The sequence below is a fragment of the Nonomuraea sp. NEAU-A123 genome (assembly GCF_018603905.1).
Classification (GTDB): domain Bacteria; phylum Actinomycetota; class Actinomycetes; order Streptosporangiales; family Streptosporangiaceae; genus Nonomuraea.
In genome coordinates this window covers 524,104-540,926 of the sequence record NZ_JAHFZZ010000005.1, presented here as the reverse complement: position 1 = coordinate 540,926, position 16,823 = coordinate 524,104, and the positions used below count along the sequence as shown (strand labels likewise).

The window sequence follows — 16,823 nt, the reverse complement described above, 5'->3', positions numbered from 1 at the left end:
GATGCCTCATGTCCACCGATCCCGCACCCGTCCTGGTCACCGGCGCCACCGGACAGCAGGGCGGCGCCACCGCCCGCGCCCTGCTCGCGACCGGCGTTCCCGTCCGAGCTCTGGTCCGCGACCCCGCGACCGACCGAGCGAGGGCGCTCCAGACGCTCGGCGCCGAACTGGTCACCGGCGACCTCCACGACCGCGACTCCGTGATCAGGGCCGCGGACGGAGCCCGAGCCGTCTTCTCGGTGCAGATGCCCGCGATGAAGGACGGTGCCTTCGACTTCGTAGGCGAGCTGGCCCAGGCCGTCAACCTGATCGAAGGCGCGCGGGCCGCGGGCGTGCCGCAGTTCGTGCACACATCCGTCTCCGGCGCGGGGCAGCACACCGAGGCCCCCGGCTGGGCCGAAGGCCGCTGGGCATCGATGGAGCCCGTCTACGCCGCCAAGGCCGGCGCCCAGGACCGTGTGCGCGCGGCGGGCTTCACGCACTGGTCGATCATCAAACCGGGCTTCTTCATGGAGAACTTCCTCCCGTCCGTGGCATACCTGCTGCCCCGCGGCATCAAGGGTGGCCTGGTGACCGTACTGAAGCCCGACACCCGGCTCGCCCTCGTCGCGGTCCACGACATCGGTACGGCGGCCGCCGCGGCCATCGCCGCACCGGAGCGGTTCCACGAGGTCGAACTGCAATTGGCCGGCGACCACCTGGCGATGACCGACATCGCCAAGGTCCTCTCCCGCGCTTGGCGAACCGAGCTGACCGCGCCCGACATGACCATGGACGAGGCCATCGCAGCGGGAGCGCCAGGGCCGGGCGTCACTTCACACGAATTCATCAACGTGGTCGGCCAACCCGCCCGCCCTGAGTACGCGCGGGCCCTCGGCATCCCGCTCACGACCTTCGAGGAATGGGCGCACGAACACCTACCGGCCACAGCCTGACACTGGCCAGTTCCACGGCGACCCCGACACGGACCCGAGTGAAGGGCCTACATCGACGCCGATGCCCTGGAACGCGTCCGCACCTGACGGTTCGACTTGCTGGTGAGAGCTCGAAGGCCATCAGTTCAGTCGAGGATCGCGGTGGCTTCGATCTCGACCAGGTGGTCGGGGACGTCCAGTGCCGCAACGCCGATCAGCGTGGCCGGCGGGGCCGAGGTGACCCCCAGCTTCGCGGCTGCCCGGGAGATGCCTTCCAGGAGCGGGGTCATCTTGTCGGGGGTCCAGTCGACGACGTAGAAGTTCAGTTTCGCCACATCGTCGAAGGAGCCGCCGGCCTCGGCCAGGGCGATGCCGACGTTGAGGTAGCTCTGCTCGACCTGTGCGGCGAGGTCTCCTTCGCCGATCGTGACTCCCTCGGCGTCCCAGGCGACCTGTCCGGCGATGAAGACCAGCTTCGACCCGGATGCGATCGACACCTGCCGGTAGACATCGATCTTGGGCAATCCGCTGGGGTTGAGAAAGGTGATGGCCATGGTGCCTGTCTCCTCGTTCTGAGCGTCTGTGGGCTCGCGTATGCGCCGGCCAAGACGCTCTTGCTCTCTTGTGGTTACTCAGGAACTATAAGAGACTGGCCGCTGACGTGGAAGAACGCACTTTTTCGTGACTGGAGAACCTTATGGTGACCAAGCAGTTCACAGGCTCGCCCGAGGACGCGGACCTGGCGCGTGCGGACTCCTTGGCGCGGGAGATCTTCTCGGACGTGGCCAACAAGTGGGCGTTCCTGATCGTCGAGGGTCTCGGTGATCGCACCCTGCGCTTCACCGAGCTGCGGAGCGAGGTCGAGGGCATCAGTCACAAGATGCTCACCCAGAACCTGCGCATGCTGGAGCGCAACGGCCTGGTCGAGCGCACCGTGCACCCCACCGTCCCGCCGCGGGTCGAATACACCCTCACTGAGCCGGGCCAGGCTCTGCGAGCGACGGTCGATGGGATGTGCGGCTGGACCCGCCAATACTTCGGTCACATAGAGGCCGCCCGCAGTCGCTTCGACGTCTGACTTCCGCGGTCAGCCGTCAGGGTCGCCCGCCGTACTGGGGAGGTCCCTTCCCAGGCGGGCGAGGGGGGAGCGGGCCATGAACAGGGGAGAGAGTGCCAGTGTGACGGCGGTCAGTAACAGGCTCGTGCGCAGCCCCAGCGCGCCGGCCAGATAGCCGCCGAGCAGGGAACCGAGCGGGGTCAGGCCCATGCCGACGAAGTTGAGCGTCGCGACGACGCGGCCCTGGACCGGGATGGGGGTGATGGCCTGGCGTACCGTCGTGATGGTGACGTCGACCACTTGGCTGAAGACGCCGAACAGCAGGTTGACCGCCATGAGCGCGGCGATCGTGCCGGCGGAGGAGCCACGTAGCGCGGGGACGCAGAGCATCACGCCATCGGCGATCAGCGCGGCGGACACCAGCACGACGCCGTAGCCGTATCGCGTCGGCAGCCTGGCCGCCAGCAGGGAACCCACCAGCGCGCCCGGACCCATCGCCGCCAGCACGAGCCCGACCGCGGCGCCCGGCAGGTGCAGCGTGCGCGGCAGGAAGAGCAGGTAGATGGTCATCAGGGCGGCGAAGGAGAACTGGAAGAGGGCCGAGGCGATCCCCACAGCACGCAAGAGGGGGTTGCTGACGATGAGGTGCAGGCCCTCGTGGATCTGCCGCCACACGCGGACCTGCCGTACGGCGGGGCCGGGCATCGACTCAGGACGGCGAATCCGCCGGATCGACAGAAAGGACAAGGCGAAGAACAACGCGCTCGCCACGATGGTGATCGGCGCGGTGAGGAGCGACACCAGCGCGCCACCGAGCGCGGAACCGGCGATCTGTGCGGCGGACCTGCTGCCTTCCAGCGCGCTGTTGCCCTGGGCGAGCCGGTCGCGTCTCACCAGTCGTACGAGGCAGGCCTGGTAGGCCACGTCGAAGTACACACTCAGAGCACCGACGAGCAAGGCGACCAGGACAAGCAGCGGAATGTCGAGCAGGCCGAAGAGATGGACGACGGGCACGACGGCCAGCACCAAGGCCCGGCCGAAGTCGGCCAGCACCATCACGTCGCGCGAGCGCCGGCGGTCCACCCAGGCGCCGACGAAGAGCGAGAGCAGCAGGATCGGCGCCTGCTGGACGGCGCGGAGGATGCCGACCTGCTGGGTGTCGGCGTTGAGCGCGACCACGGCGATGAGCGGCAGGACGACCTGGCTGGCCTGAGCTCCGAGTTGGGATGCGGTCTGGCCCAGCCAGAGCCTGCGGAAGTCACGGTCCTGCCACAGGCTCGACGGAGGCGGGTCGGATGGCTTCATTGACGGCCCAGCGCGAGCACGGCAGGAGAAACGAACGGCACAGGGTGTCCTTGAGTCGCTGAGAACGGTGCCCGTCCCAAAGGATCTGGGCAGGGAAGGTTCGCTGTGCCGCGGAGTGCAGCACGCGGTGACAGGTCGGGAGTGACCTAGAACGTCAGCGCGTGCTCGGTTGACCGGGCATCTCAGCTCCTCAAAAGGATCATTCGCTGTACGGACCCTAACCGCTTGCCGTCGTGACGGACAAGGCAATTAACCGCTCATGCCCTCGCGCGCCGGGGCATCCGAGCAGGCGCCTGGACAGCGACTTGAATCTATATGATCATCAACTCGCACCCTTGACTGACCGTGCGACGGGTCCTGGCGTGATCGCCGGATGGACCGGAGGATGCCATGACCGATGACAGGTCGGCCACGTGGGGATCTGTCCGGCAGCCGTGGTCCGAGCTGGTCGGGCGGGCCGGTGAGATGGCCCGGATCGAGGAGGCCATCGCCGGTGCGGCGGCCGGTGAATGCCGGCTGGTCCTCATCGACGGTGAGCCAGGAGTGGGCAAGACCCGGCTGCTCAAGTACCTGATCGAGCGGGCGCACGCGGCCGGGCGGACCGTGCTCGCCGGCAGCGCCACCGAGTTCGAGCGTCTCGTCCCGTTCGGCATGTACGTGGACGCCTTCACCCGGCTGTCCGACGAGCACGACGCACCGGACGGCGGCGCTCCGGCCACCGGTACCGGACCCGGTGAGCTCGCCGAGGCGGCGCTGCGTACCTTGCTGTCGGCGGGCGAGACAAGCACCACCTTGGATCGCTATCACACCTATCGCGGCATTCGAGCGCTCCTGACCCATCTGGCCACCGACCGCGGCGTCGTCCTGGCGCTCGACGACCTGCACTGGGCGGACGGGCCGTCGCTGGAACTGACCGAGTTCCTCCGCCGCCGCCCGCCGGCCGCCGGATTCCTGCTGGCCATCGCCTGCCGGTCGACCATGATCCCGCCGGTGGTGGGCGATGCCGTCGCCCGGCTGAGCCTGGCCCCGCTCGACGAGAACGCGGTCGCGTCGCTCATGCCGTCCGACGCGGACCCGCGCCGGCGGCGGTTGATGTACAGGGTCAGCGGCGGCAACCCCTTGTTTCTGCGCGCGTTGCTGGACGCCGACGACGACACCCTGGCCGAACTGGCCGACGGCCGGCCCGGGGCGGCGCTCGCCCTGGAGCAGACGCTGCTGGCGGTGCTGCGCGAGGAGCTGGATCGGCTCACGCCGACGGCCCGCCGGGCGGCCCACGCGGCGGCGGTCGCCGGGGAGCTGGCATCGCTCGTCGTCATCGCCCATGTCGCGGAGCTCGACGCCGTGACCGCCGCCACCGCCGTGGACGAGCTGTGCCGGCACGGTCTCGGCACGCTGGCGGGCGCGCGGTTCGCCTTCCACCATCCGCTGGTACGCGGCGCCGCCTACGACACCTGTGGCCCGGGCTGGCGCGTCGCGGCGCATGCCCGGGCCGCCGACTACCTGCGCCGCACCGACGGATCGCTGGCGTTGCTCGCCCACCACACCGAGCGGTACGCCGAGCACGGTGACGAGCAGGCCGCCCGGACGCTGGGCGACGCCGGCATCGCCTACCTGGACTCGGCGCCGGCGACCGCGGTGCGGCTGCTCCGCGACGCCCTGCGGGTGCTGCCGGAACGCGACGACCTCGTGCCGTACCGCGGCCACCTGCTCACCTGCCTGGCCAAGGGCACCGGCGTGATGGGCTCGCTGACCGAGAGCCGGCGCATCCTTCACGAGGTCATCCACCTGCCGCTCGAGGTGGCCGCGGCGGCGGTGGCCTTCTCCTCCGTGATCTCGCGGCTGCTCGGCCGGTTGGACGAGGCACGTGCCCTGTTGAGCGCGCATACCGGACGGGCCGGGCATGACCGGCGGCTACGCGCCCAGCTCTTGCTGGAGCGAGCCTCCGTGGCGGTGTTGCGGGCGCACCCGGGCGAGGCGCGCCGGCACGCGCTCGAAGCCGTCGGGCTCCTGTCGGAAACGGCCGATCCGGCGCTCGGCGCCGCGACGTACGCCGTGCTGGCCCTGGCGTGCCTGCAGGACGGCGACATCACCGAGGCGCGGGCGCACAGCGGGCGAGCCGGATGGCTGATGGACAGCGCGTCGGACAACGCCCTGATCCCGCATGTGGAACTCATCGCGCCGCTCTCCTGGGGCGAGACCTTTCTGCAGCGGCCGGGCGACGCCGCGCGCCACCTCGCCCGGGGGGTCGAGCTCGCGACGATGTCCGGCGGCAGCTACGCGATGCCGTACCTGCTCATCGCCCAGGCCCACCAGCGGGCCCGCGCCGGCCGCCTGGCGGAGGCCATCGAGACCGCGAGGCACGCCGCCGCGGCGTCGGAGTACATCCAGAGCAGCGAGACGCTGGCGATGGCCCGCTGCGTCATGCTGCTGCCGGTGCTGTGGCGGCATGGCACCCGTCCCGCCTTGAAGCTCGCCGGCCAGCTCGCCGAGGCCGCTCCCGGTTCGGCCTGGTGGCAGGCGATGGCGCAGGTGTCGGCCGCCCGGGTCCGTCTCGCCGCCGGCCGCGCCGAGCCAGGTCGCGCGCCGCCGCCGCCATCGGTTCTCACCCGTGACACCGAGGTGGAGCGGCTGGCTATGCAGTCGATCCAGGCCGGCGCCGAGGGCGACGTCGGCACCGCGCTCTACCGGTCGGCGGCCGCGGTCGCCGCCGCCGCCGACGGTCCCGCGTACCGTCTCGGGATCGCCTATGACGCCCGCGCCCGCGCGTTGTGCGGCCGCGACGACCTGGCCGGAGCCGCGGCGGCTGCCCGGATCGCCGCCGAGCGGTTCGCCGAGAGCGGCGCCGTCGGCGAACGCGGCCTGGCTCATCAGCTGCTCGCCACCATCTTCGGCCGTATGGGAGACGTGGTGTCGTCCCGCGCCGAGATCGGCTGGGCCAAGGCCGCCTACCGGGAGTCGGGGGCCGACTGGCTCGCCGGTCAACTGGCTCGGGTGGAGCGGCAGCTCGCCGCGCGCGGCCCCCGGTACGCGGCGCGGAAAGCCGTCGGCCCGCCGGCGCTGACCGCGCGCGAACGCCAGGTGGCCGAACTCGTCAGTCAGGGGCTGACCAACCGGGCGGTGGCCGAGCGTCTCCATCTCAGCCAGAAGACGGTGGAGACCCATGTGGCCCGCATTTTCAGCAAGTTCGACGTGCGCTCCCGGGTGGCGCTGGCCAGACGGATGGCCGGCCGGGGCGACCTCCCGGTCGTCTGGTGACGACGGCTAGCGGCGCTCTCCCAGCAAGGAGGAGCTGAGCCCGTGGATGGCCGTGATCAGGTTGTCGCCCAGCCGGCGCCAGGACCGCTCCGCGGCCGTGTGGTCGGCTCGGCCGTTCGCCAGGTCGGCTTCCAGCTCGGCGCTCATGTGCACGATGAGCTGCCGGATCATCGCGCCCTGCTGGACGACCAGCTCGCGATCCTTGTCCGGCCGGTACGGGTAACCGATCTCTTCGAGGCGCCGGAACGAGGGTGTGTTCAGCTGTGCCCGGATCGTGTACTCACGCAGGGTCGGCTCCACCACGGTCTGCGCGAGGAAGCGGCCGTACCAGGACGGCGTGCCCAGGTCGATGTGGTGTTCGATGCTCGGCTGGACGACGCAGGTGATCCAGTCCCGGAGGGACAGCTCGTCCGGCTCGCCGAGCGCGGCCACCATCGAGATGCGGTGCTTCTCGATGGCGACCATGTGGCGGGCCAGGATCGCGTGGATGAGCTCGTCGCGGGTGCTGAAGTGATACTGCACCACCGACTTGTTGCGCTGGCCCGCCTCCTCGCCGATCTTCCTGATCGACACGTTCGCGAACCCGTGCTCCGCGTAGAGCCGCTCCGCGGTGTGCATCAGCTTGTCCCTGGCGAGCGCGGAGCGGGGAGAGATCGTGGCGGCCGTCTCGGAGAGTGTCATCTCGCACTGACCTTCATGACCGTTCCCTGACCTCGTTCTAGTTCACCGTGCTCTTGAGGCGGCATCAGCCGCCATCGTGGCCAGGCTACCCGCATCGCGCCGACCAGGGACGAACGCGGCGATCAGGAACGCGGCCAGCGCGGCGCCGCAGCCGATGAGCATGGCGACCCGGAAGCCGTTGAGGGACGGCAGTTCGTGGGGACCGAAGCGGGTGACCATGTTGGCCAGCACGACCGAGATCACCGCACTGGAGGTGGAGGTGCCGATCGACCGCATGAGGGCGTTCAGCCCGTTGGCGGCGCCGGTCTCCGACGCGGGCACCGCCGACATGATCAGCGCGGGCATCGCGGCGTACGCGATGCCGACCCCGGCGCTGATGACGCAGGTGAACACGATGATCTGCCAGACCGCGCCGATGAGCACGACGCCCAGGCCGTACCCGATGGCGATCACCAAAGCGCCCGTCATCAGCGACACCTTCGGGCCCCGCGCGGCCGACAGGCGCGCCGCGAACGGCGCCGTGGCCATCATCACCAGCCCGCCCGGCGCCATGCACAGGCCGATCACCAGCAACGACTGGCCGAGGCCGTATCCCGTGGCCTTCGGCATCCCGAGCACCTGCGGCAGCACCAGCGACATCGCGAACATCGAGAAGCCGGCCATGACGGAGGCGAGGTTCGTCAGCAGCACCCGGCGGCCGACGGTGATCCGCAGGTCCACCAGCGGTCGCGGCGACCGCAGCTCCCACCGGCCCCACAGCAGCAGGATGACCACGGCGGCGGCGAACAGCCCCAAGACGGTGCCGCTCGTCCAGCCCCAGTCGCCGCCCTTGGAGATCGGCAGCAGCAGGCACACCAGTCCGGCCGACAACCCGACCGCCCCGAGCACGTCGAACCGGCCACCGGAGCGAAGCGGCGACTCCGGCACCACGGCCAGCACCAGGACGGCGACCACGGCGCCGAGCCCGGCCGAGACCCAGAACAACACGTGCCAGCCGATGTGCTCCGCGAGGAGCGCGGCACTGGGCAGACCCAGCGCGCCGCCCACACCCAGCGAGGAGCTCATCAGGCCGATCGCCGAGCCGAGCTTCTCGGCGGGTAGTTCGTCACGCATGATGCTGATGCCCAGCGGGATGACACCGGCCGCCGCGCCCTGCAGGGCCCGGCCCACGATCATCGGGGTCAGCGAGTCGCTGAGCGCGCAGACGACCGACCCGACCACCAGCAGCCCCAGGCAGAGCACCAGAATGCGCCGCTTGCCGTACATGTCGCCCAGCCCCCCGAACACCGGAGTGGCCACGGCGCCGGCCAGCAGGGTGGCGGTGATGGCCCACGAGGTGTTCGATGGGGAGGCGTGCAGCAGCGTGGGGAGCTGCGGGATCAGCGGTATGACCAGGGTCTGCATGAGCGCGACCACGATGCCGGCGAACGCCAGCACCGCCACTGTCAGACCGCTGCCTGGCGCCTGTTTCTGGGTCCCGGGGACCACCGTCGTCATCGACGTCCTGTCTTGATCGTTGCGGTATGGGGTGCCCTCTATGACCACTCCCCTTTGCTCGCCATGCTCACGCGGTCCACTCGGTGATCTGCGGAATCATGCGGCGGCCAGCATAACCGTAAGGCGACCGCCTCAATCGAGTCAAGCAGTTGACTTAATCGAGGCGGTCACTCTACGGTGCTGCCACTACCGTGGGAAGGTGATAGTGACCACGACCAGGCCCGATCGCGGCGGCGAGACCCGCGAGCTGCTCCTGACGACCGCCGAGCGGCTGTTCGCCGAGCACGGCGTGGCGGCCGTGTCCAGCCGGCAGATCAGCGAGGCCGCGGGGCAGGCCAACAACTCCGCGGTCGGCTACCACATCGGCACGAAGACCGACGTCGTGCTCGCGATCGTCCGCCGGCACACCGCGCCGATGGAGCGGCGGCGCGCCGAGATGCTCGCGACGCTCACCGAGACGTCCGGCCTGCACGAGTGGATCGCCTGCCTCGTACGTCCCGTCACCGACCACCTCGCCGACCTGGGCAGTCCGACCTGGTACGCCCGGTTCGCCGCCCAGATCACCACCGACCCCGCTCTCCGCCAGCTCGTCACCGACGACACGATCACGTCGCCGTCGCTGCGGCAGACCCTCGACGGGATCTCCCGGCTCGTACCCGCCCTGCCCGAGCAGGTACGACGCGAACGCAGCGACATGATCCGGCACCTGCTGGTGCACATGTGCGCCGAGCGCGAACGCGCGCTGCACGAGGGCACGGTCACTCCGCACCCGACGTGGGACGCCGCCGCGACCGGGCTGATCGACGCGATAGCCGGGCTGTGGCTGGCCCCGGTCAGCACATCGGAGTCGCCCTGAAGTCACTCCGAAAGCTGGATGGCCAAAGTAGGACACGCCGCGGCGGCGGCGCGTACCGCCTCGTGTTGGTCCAGCGGTGGCGCCTCGTCCAGCACGATGACGACGCCGTCCTCCTCTCGCTGGTCGAAGACCTGGTCGGCCTTCATCACGCACAACCCGCTGGCGCAGCACAGGTCCTGATCGACGCTGACCTTCATGACGGATCCCCCGGTCACCACGTGACCCAGACGTCCTGCAGCCCGCCGGAGATCCCTCCGGTACGCAGCTGAAGGTCGCCGGGGGCGTCCCGCAGTTGCAGGCTCGGCAGCCGCCGGGCCAGGGTGCCCAGCACGACCTGGAGTTCCATCCTGGCCAGGGGTTGGCCGAGACAGAAGTGCGGTCCAGCGCCGAAGGTGAGGTGCTGGTTGTTCTCCCGGCGCGGGTCGAACCGCTCGGGCTCGGGGAACTTGCGTGGGTCCCGGTTGGCGGCGGGCGTGTTGGGGATCAAGGTCGACCCCGCGGGCACCTCCACTCCGCTCAGGTTCACGTCCTCGGTGATGAACCGGGGCACCCCGCCGATCGCGGACAGCGTGCTGTCCAGGCGGAGGACCTCCTCGACCGTGCCCGGGATCAGCTCGGGGTCGTCGATGACCGCCTCGAAGCGCTCCCGTTCGGAGAGCAGCATCGCCACCATGATCGCGATCATGTTCGAGGTCGTCTCATGGCCGGCGAGCAGCAGCCCGCGTACGGTGGCGATGAGCTCGGCCTGGCTGAGGCGGCCGTCCTCGCTGTCGGAGATCTGCGTCAGCTCGCTGAGCAGGTCGTCTCCCGGGTTCGCCCGGTTCCGGTCGACCAGGTCTGACACGTACGTGTTGAAGCCCTGGTACGCCTCGTCGACCTCCTCCTGGGTGTTACGCGTCAGGGTCAGCATGGTGCGGGACCAGTGGGCGAACTTGTCCTGATCCTCGCTGGGCGCGCCGACCAGCGCGCAGATGACGCGCACCGGAAGCGGCAGCCCCAGCCCGGCCGACAGGTTCCCCGGGGAACCCTTGGCCACGAGGGAGTCCAGCAGTTCGTCGGTCATCGCCTGGATCCTGGGACGCCATACCTCCATCCGCCGGACCGTGAACGAGCGGCTGAGCAGCCGCCGCCACCGCAGGTGCCCCTGCCCTTCGCTGATGTCCTCGCTGCCCATCTTGCGCCGGCTGAACAGGCCGCCGTCCTTCGTGGTGGACAGCCGGGCGGCGCCGTCCCTGGCGAGGTTGCGGCTGAAGCGCGGGTCCGCCATCACCGCTCTGGCGTCGTCGTATCGGGTCACCAGGGCGGCGGTGTCCCCGCTGGGCAGCCGCACATGCGCCACAGGGCACTGCTCACGGAGCTCGGCCAGCTCCGTCGGAGGCTCCAGGGCCGTGGCCCGATCGAAGGGGAAGTCGGGGATCGCCTCAGCAGTCATCGTGTCCTCCAGCTCGGGAACTTGACCCGACTCACCCTAAGTCGCCTGCCTTATTAAGGCAACCTCCTTGAAACAGCCTGCCCTTCCAGCAGCCCAGGCAGGGTCGATCACAATGAGTGATTGTTACTAACTTTAAGTAGTGTTAGTGTGCGAGTGCCCATACACCCACCCAATGGAGGAGTGTCGTGACCTTCGCCGTACCCGACGTTCTCGCCCGGAAATTCGACAAGCGATTCGCCTTGTTCGACGCCGACGCCGACGGTGTGCTCACCAGGGACGACTTCCAGATCGTGGCCACGAGATTCCTGGCGGCGTTCGGCGTGCCGGCCGACTCCGCCAAAGGCCGGGACGTGGTGGCCGCCTACGCGAGCATGTGGAACGCCCTGATCCACAGTGCCGACAGCGACAGCGACGGGCGTCTCACTCGCGCGGAGTTCACCGCCTACCTCGCCGGCGAGGAGTTCCGCACGAGCGGCTACGCGGCGACCGCCGGTCGAATCGCCGAGTCCGTCCTCACCGTCTGCGACACCGACGGCGACGGTCTGGTCTCCTACCAGGAGTTCGCCGCCATCCCCGGCATCTCCTCCCTGCCCGACGACGAGCGCCGCGAGGTGTTCGACCGGCTCGACACCGACGGCAGCGGGCATCTCGACATCAGCGAGATCCACGCCGCACAGCGCGACTTCTACCGCAGCACCGACCCGAACGCACCCGGCAACCTGATCTTCGGCCGACTCTGAGGAGAAGACGTGGAGCACCCCCCGCAGCCGGACGGCCACTGCCGCGTCATCCGTTCCGCCCTGATGTACGAGGGCAAACAGCACCTCCAATTCTTCGCCGGCATCTCCGCCGAGACCGTGGGCGCGCGCAAGATCTGCATGCACCTGCAGACCATCCCTCCCTCCGGGAGCGGCCGAGCCCACAAGCACGACCATCACGAGACCGCCATCTACGTCATCAAAGGCGCCGTAGGCGCCTGGTACGGCGACAACCTGCAGCACTACCTCGAAGCACGCCAAGGGGAGTTCATCTACATCCCCGCCAGCACACCGCACATGCCCGTGAACCTCAGTGACAGCGAGCCCGCCGAAGTCGTCCTCGCCCGCACCGACCCGCGCGAGCAGGAGAGCACGGTGCTTCTGCCCGACCTGGAGAGCCGGCGGCCGCTCTCAACGGACTGAGACGCCGATGCGGTGAAGGCCGGTCACGCCTGACGGGTGGGCGCCTCAGAGCCGACCCGTCAGGCGCTCCCGTTGGTGCGGCGCGTTCCAACCCGCCTCGGCGGGTTCGACGGTGATCCGCTTGGGCCCTTCGTTGCGAGACCACCCCTTCCAGAGCCTTGAGCTTGCGGACGATCGCCGTGCGCGTTTATTTGTCAATGGGCGACTCCGGGCGCGGGGCCATCTCGGAGCGTCACCGGGGAGCTAGGCTCAATAGATCGGAATGTGGGAGCGAAGGGACCCGATCATCGTCAACGACTACTTTCCCTCGTCCGAGGACCCGCCGCGATCGGCGCGCCGTCGCGTGACTCAGGCGGCGATCCTGAGCAGCCACGATCAGAGCCGGGCCGACATCGCCCAGTGGACCTGCCCGCACGGGCAGCACGCCGGGCACGGGTGCGTCACGTGCTACGAGGTCTCGGCCGACGCCGATCCGGCGTTGCCGCTGTGGGAGGTCGCGGTGTGGTTCACCTCGGCGCGGCCCATCCCGATCAGGGCGCTGCACGACGTGCACCGCCATGGCCGCCGCTTCGCGCTCGACCAGCCGTCGACTCCCCTGGTCTACCTCCTGAGCGGAGAGGTACGCGCCGCTCTGGGCTCGGAGGCGGTGGCGGGAATGGTCGGCTTCCTGCTACAGAACCAGCACATCGTCGACGAGTTCACCGTCACCGAGATCCGCGCCGTCCACTCCTGACGCCGGCACCCCACCCCTGCGCGGTCTCAGGGGTGGCAGCCAGCGAAATTCACCAGCGTTCCCGCTGGTCAAAGAGGCGCCGATACGTACGGGATAAGCGGCTGGCTCTTATCCCCCATACGGCAGCGCCCGAGCCGACACCGAGCGGCAATTCCACCGAGAGCAGAACGCCGTGGAGATCGGCGCCGCCGCGCCCGGCTCCGTGCGTTTATCGCGCCGGACTTATCCCGGCGTTTTCCCGCCCGTAACCCGCGGATGAGCACCCTGTCCGATCAGGAAACCGTCCCTTTCAGGCACACCTGACCTGCACTCGCTATAGAGCTCAGCCGCAATGCCAAGGCGATGGCGACAAAAATTCACTTGACAAGCTTCGACAATCCCTGCCGATCGCCTTTCCCTATCACGTGGCGCGCACGAGGCTCATTCACCCGCAAAAATCAAGGACATTACTCTTCCCCACCGGCGGGTCCGTACGCAATATGTAAAAGTTCGTCGAATTCGCTTCCAGAAAGGAAGATCATGCAGCCACGCTCAAGGCACGCCGCAATCGTCTTAGCCACGTTGCTGGCCGTCTCGGGGATGAGCGCGACCGTCTCCACACAGGCATCCGCCGCGGCGGCGAAGCCGTCCGCCCCGGCGACGGGGGTGGCGAACAAGGCCGGCACCCAGAGCCTGCTCGACTTCTGGACCAAGGAACGCATGCGGGCGGCCACGCCGGAGCCGGTGCCGGTGATGGACGCCAAGCAGGTTCAGGAGCAGGTCGAGAACGTCCTGCCGGGCCAGGCTTCCGAGGGCTCGCTGCCCACGAGGAAGCTCAGCCCGCCGGCCGGCCCGAAGACCGGCCTGCTGGCCGGCCAGGTCGCCGAACGCTGGGGGCGGCAGGGCAGCATGCCCGCCATCACCATCGGCAAGATCTACTACACGCGCAACGACGGCACCGGTGGCTACTGCTCCGGCAGCGTCATCAACGCCAGCAACAGGGGCACGGTGTGGACGGCCGGCCACTGCATCCACGCCGGCGGCGGCGGCTCCGGCAACTACTTCAGCAACTTCATCTTCGTCCCCGACGCCGACAACAACAGCGAGCCGTGGGGCCGGTGGACCTGGAAGTACGCCAACACCACGGTCGGCTGGCAGGACAGCGGAAACCTGCACTACGACATCGCCGCCATCGCGTTCAACGCGCAAGCCGCCCATGGCAACCTGCAGGACTGGACGGGCTCGCAGGGTTACAAGTTCAACCAGGGCCAGGCGTGGAGCGGCGTCAACACCTTCGGCTTCCCGCAGGACGGCTACCAGCGCACCGACTTCACCGGCAATGACCTGTGGTACTGCTTCGGCAACACCAGCCGCGTCGGCATCTTCGACGACCTCATCAAGATCAACTGCGACATGCACCACGGCGCCAGCGGCGGCCCCTGGCTGCAGGACCTGCAGCTGAGCAGGGGCTGGGGCTACATCATCGGTGCCTACAGCCACCGCGCCTTCGCCAACAACGCCCCCACCGACATCGTCGCGAAGTCGGCGAACCACGGTGACGGCGCCATCAACGTCTTCAACGACGTCTCGGTCCGCTGATCCCGTAGTCCTGGGCGAGGAGCCGTGCGGGCTCCTCGCTCAGCCGGGACTGGCCTCGCGCATGCGTTCAGTGCTCCAGTAGGACGCGACGTCCTCGGTGGAGCGGTCGTTCCACACCCCCGGGGCCGCGCGGCCGGGATCGCCTGCGCGAATGATCACAATGGTCGCCGCCGCCACCACCAGCGCGGCGGCGACCGCCAGCGACGCGACTGCTCGTCGGCTCATGCCGCCATCGTACGTCGCTCGAAGCGCCTGGCGATCGTCCCGCCTTGACATATTGACCTCAGGTCAATTACTAATGACCTAAGGTCAATAACCGCGCACCCAGGGAGCGTAGATGTCAGAGGCGAACGACAGGGAAATGTCCGGCTTCCAGCTGATCGGCAAGCTGCTCGACCCGGCGTCGAGACCCGACCCGTACCCGATCTACGCCGATCTCCGCGGCCTCGGCCCGGTGTGGATCGAGGAGATGTCGACCGTGGTGGTGGCCCGCTACGGCGAGTGCGAGACTTTGCTCCGGGACCCGCGACTCAGCGCGGAGCGCTGGCGGCGCAACGACGGCGACCAGGCAGACCGCCTCTATCCCCCCGACGCGCCGTCTTCGGTGCACCAGCCCTGGTTCCTCTCCCAGGATCCTCCGGACCACACGCGGTTGCGGCGGCTGGTCAGCAGCGCGTTCACCGCCCGCACCATCGCCCGGATGGAGCCGTCCATCACCCAGTTGGTAGACGACCTCCTCGACCGAGCGTTAGAACGTGACACGTTCGACGTGCTCACCGACTTCGCCTACCCGCTGCCGGTGGCGGTGATCTGCCGCATGCTCGGCGTCCCGGTGGCGGACGAGCCGCTGTTCCAGCGGTGGTCCGCCCAACTCACCCGCCTGGTGGACGGCCTGTCGAACGCCACCGGCACCGATGGCGAGACGCCGGAGTGGGTGCCCGGAATGACCGAAATGCACAGGTACGTCAACGAGCTCATCGCCGAACGGCGCACAAGTCCACGCAAGGACGACCTGATCTCCGACCTCATCGCCGCCAAGGACGGCGCGGACGCGCTCAGCCACGACGAACTCGTCTCCACGATCGTGCTGCTGCTGGTGGCCGGCCACGAAACGACGGTCAACCTCATCGCCAACGGCGTGCTGGCCCTCCTACGGCACCCCCGCCACCTCGCCGCACTCGGCGCCGATCCGAACCTGGCCCCCGCGGTCGTCGAGGAGGTTCTGCGCTATGACCCGCCTGTCCAGCTCACCGCCCGCATAGCCGCCGAGGACATGCGCATCGGAGAGGTGGACGTCCCCAAACTCAGCATGATCATCCTCCTGCTGGCCGCAGCCCAGCGGGACCCGGGAGCAAACCCAGACCCGGACAGCTTCGACCCGCACCGCACCCAGGTGCGTCACCTGGCCTTCGGTTTCGGCCCGCACTTCTGCCTCGGCGCCCCGCTGGCCAGGCTCGAAGGCCGCCTGGCTCTGGCCGGATTCGCCCGACGCGTCCAGGACCCCGAACTCATCGCCGATCCGCCGCCGTACCGCGAGCACCTCAACCTGCGCGGCGTCAGCGAGCTACGCATCGCCCACACCAGCGCGAGCCGACGTCGTGGTGACTGAGAAGCAGTCTGACTTGCCCCGCACGTTCGGTTAGCCTGTCGCCGTGGTCACTTCCAGGAGTCGTCGGCGTCTTTCCCCCGAGGCCAGGCGCGGCGAGCTGATCGACGCGGCCATCCGGCTCCTGGAGTCCGGCCAGGAAGTGACCAACTGGGTCCAGGCCGTGACGGCAGAAGCGGGTTCGGCCAAGGGCACCTTCTACGTCTACTTCTCCTCCTGGGAAGAGATGCTGGTCGCCGTCCGGGACCGGGTCTTGCAGAACTATGTGGACCGGTTCCGCCAACTCGCCGAAAGCACCGACCCGATCGACTGGTGGGCCACCGTCGACGCCGAATGCGATGCCGCCATCGACGCCATCGCCCAGCCCGGCGGCCTGCACCACGCCATCTTTCACACGGCCTCCGGCGCCCCCATCGACGACCGCCTCGACATCATCACCGCCATAGCGAGGGCGCTGAGCCGCGGCATGGCAGAGGGCGTCTTCCGTCCCGTATCCCCCGAGATCGCGGCCACCTTCCTGTTCGCCATCCTGCACAGCGCCGGCGACGCGATCGCCTCCGGTGATCAACCCCAGCCATGGCGCCAAGCCGTCCGCGACCTCACCCGCCACTGGCTCGCTCCGCAACCGACCCGTGAAGGCTAGGAGCGGCCCGGTACGCGATGACTTTTCGCGCCCGCCGGAGTCTGTCCCCTCGACACTCTTGCGATGGCCCTTCCTATCCGGAGGA

17 protein-coding genes are annotated in these 16,823 nt (G+C 69.1%); 10 read left to right on the top strand and 7 right to left on the bottom strand.

Translation table 11 applies throughout. The annotated features are described in order from the left end of the window. Window positions 1–8: 8 nt before the first annotated feature. Window positions 9–935: an NmrA family NAD(P)-binding protein gene (locus KLK06_RS18275; protein WP_214636668.1), complete on the top strand. Its 927-nt coding sequence runs from the start codon at window positions 9–11 to the stop codon at window positions 933–935. A 125-nt stretch (window positions 936–1,060) separates the two neighbouring features. On the opposite strand, the gene KLK06_RS18270 is transcribed toward KLK06_RS18275, so the two are convergent. Next, the gene (locus KLK06_RS18270) at window positions 1,061–1,468 is read right to left on the bottom strand and encodes a RidA family protein (RefSeq protein ID WP_214636667.1); all 408 of its coding nucleotides are present in this window, start codon (window positions 1,466–1,468) and stop codon (window positions 1,061–1,063) included. A gap of 143 nt (window positions 1,469–1,611) precedes the next feature. Between KLK06_RS18270 and KLK06_RS18265 the strand changes: the two genes are divergently transcribed. Then, window positions 1,612–1,992, top strand: coding sequence for a helix-turn-helix domain-containing protein (locus KLK06_RS18265; RefSeq protein ID WP_214636666.1), 381 nt, complete (start codon window positions 1,612–1,614; stop codon window positions 1,990–1,992). 9 nt (window positions 1,993–2,001) lie between these two features. On the opposite strand, the gene KLK06_RS18260 is transcribed toward KLK06_RS18265, so the two are convergent. Continuing rightward, complete coding sequence (locus KLK06_RS18260; RefSeq protein WP_214636665.1) at window positions 2,002–3,276, bottom strand: MFS transporter; 1,275 nt, start codon at window positions 3,274–3,276, stop codon at window positions 2,002–2,004. Between the two features lie 390 nt (window positions 3,277–3,666). On the opposite strand from KLK06_RS18260, the gene KLK06_RS18255 reads away from it, so the two are divergent. Then, window positions 3,667–6,531: a helix-turn-helix transcriptional regulator gene (locus KLK06_RS18255; protein WP_214636664.1), complete on the top strand. Its 2,865-nt coding sequence runs from the start codon at window positions 3,667–3,669 to the stop codon at window positions 6,529–6,531. Between the two features lie 6 nt (window positions 6,532–6,537). On the opposite strand, the gene KLK06_RS18250 is transcribed toward KLK06_RS18255, so the two are convergent. Both KLK06_RS18250 and KLK06_RS18245 read right to left on the bottom strand, forming a co-directional pair. Beyond that, window positions 6,538–7,212: a TetR/AcrR family transcriptional regulator gene (locus tag KLK06_RS18250; protein ID WP_214636663.1), complete on the bottom strand. Its 675-nt coding sequence runs from the start codon at window positions 7,210–7,212 to the stop codon at window positions 6,538–6,540. 42 nt (window positions 7,213–7,254) lie between these two features. After that, entirely contained in the window at window positions 7,255–8,709 is a 1,455-nt protein-coding gene (locus tag KLK06_RS18245; protein WP_214636662.1) for an MFS transporter, read from the bottom strand. Between the two features lie 199 nt (window positions 8,710–8,908). Here KLK06_RS18245 and KLK06_RS18240 point away from each other — a divergent pair, with 199 nt between their 5' ends. Beyond that, entirely contained in the window at window positions 8,909–9,565 is a 657-nt protein-coding gene (locus tag KLK06_RS18240; RefSeq protein WP_308168314.1) for a helix-turn-helix domain-containing protein, read from the top strand. Window positions 9,566–9,567: 2 nt separating this feature from the next. Here KLK06_RS18240 and KLK06_RS18235 read toward each other — a convergent pair whose 3' ends face one another. Both KLK06_RS18235 and KLK06_RS18230 read right to left on the bottom strand, forming a co-directional pair. Continuing rightward, window positions 9,568–9,762: a ferredoxin gene (locus KLK06_RS18235; protein ID WP_214636660.1), complete on the bottom strand. Its 195-nt coding sequence runs from the start codon at window positions 9,760–9,762 to the stop codon at window positions 9,568–9,570. A gap of 14 nt (window positions 9,763–9,776) precedes the next feature. Then, entirely contained in the window at window positions 9,777–10,997 is a 1,221-nt protein-coding gene (locus KLK06_RS18230) for a cytochrome P450 (RefSeq protein WP_214636659.1), read from the bottom strand. 185 nt (window positions 10,998–11,182) lie between these two features. Between KLK06_RS18230 and KLK06_RS18225 the strand changes: the two genes are divergently transcribed. From KLK06_RS18225 to KLK06_RS18210, 4 genes are all read left to right on the top strand, one after another. Next, a complete protein-coding gene (locus tag KLK06_RS18225; protein WP_214636658.1) occupies window positions 11,183–11,737 on the top strand; it encodes an EF-hand domain-containing protein in 555 nt (184 codons plus the stop codon). Between the two features lie 9 nt (window positions 11,738–11,746). After that, window positions 11,747–12,178 (top strand): cupin domain-containing protein, encoded by a 432-nt coding sequence (locus KLK06_RS18220; protein ID WP_214636657.1) that lies wholly within the window; start codon window positions 11,747–11,749, stop codon window positions 12,176–12,178. Window positions 12,179–12,440: 262 nt separating this feature from the next. Next, window positions 12,441–12,911, top strand: coding sequence for a hypothetical protein (locus KLK06_RS18215; RefSeq protein WP_214636656.1), 471 nt, complete (start codon window positions 12,441–12,443; stop codon window positions 12,909–12,911). Between the two features lie 519 nt (window positions 12,912–13,430). After that, window positions 13,431–14,489 carry a serine protease gene (locus tag KLK06_RS18210; protein ID WP_214636655.1) on the top strand — a complete coding sequence of 353 codons (1,059 nt, stop codon included), beginning with the start codon at window positions 13,431–13,433 and terminating at the stop codon, window positions 14,487–14,489. A 39-nt stretch (window positions 14,490–14,528) separates the two neighbouring features. Here the strand turns inward: KLK06_RS18210 and KLK06_RS18205 are convergent, their stop codons facing one another. Then, window positions 14,529–14,714 (bottom strand): hypothetical protein, encoded by a 186-nt coding sequence (locus KLK06_RS18205; RefSeq protein WP_214636654.1) that lies wholly within the window; start codon window positions 14,712–14,714, stop codon window positions 14,529–14,531. 112 nt (window positions 14,715–14,826) lie between these two features. On the opposite strand from KLK06_RS18205, the gene KLK06_RS18200 reads away from it, so the two are divergent. Then, window positions 14,827–16,098 carry a cytochrome P450 gene (locus KLK06_RS18200; RefSeq protein ID WP_250905560.1) on the top strand — a complete coding sequence of 424 codons (1,272 nt, stop codon included), beginning with the start codon at window positions 14,827–14,829 and terminating at the stop codon, window positions 16,096–16,098. A 43-nt stretch (window positions 16,099–16,141) separates the two neighbouring features. Further along, window positions 16,142–16,738 (top strand): TetR/AcrR family transcriptional regulator, encoded by a 597-nt coding sequence (locus KLK06_RS18195; protein ID WP_214636653.1) that lies wholly within the window; start codon window positions 16,142–16,144, stop codon window positions 16,736–16,738. The last annotated feature ends 85 nt before the right edge of the window (window positions 16,739–16,823 follow it).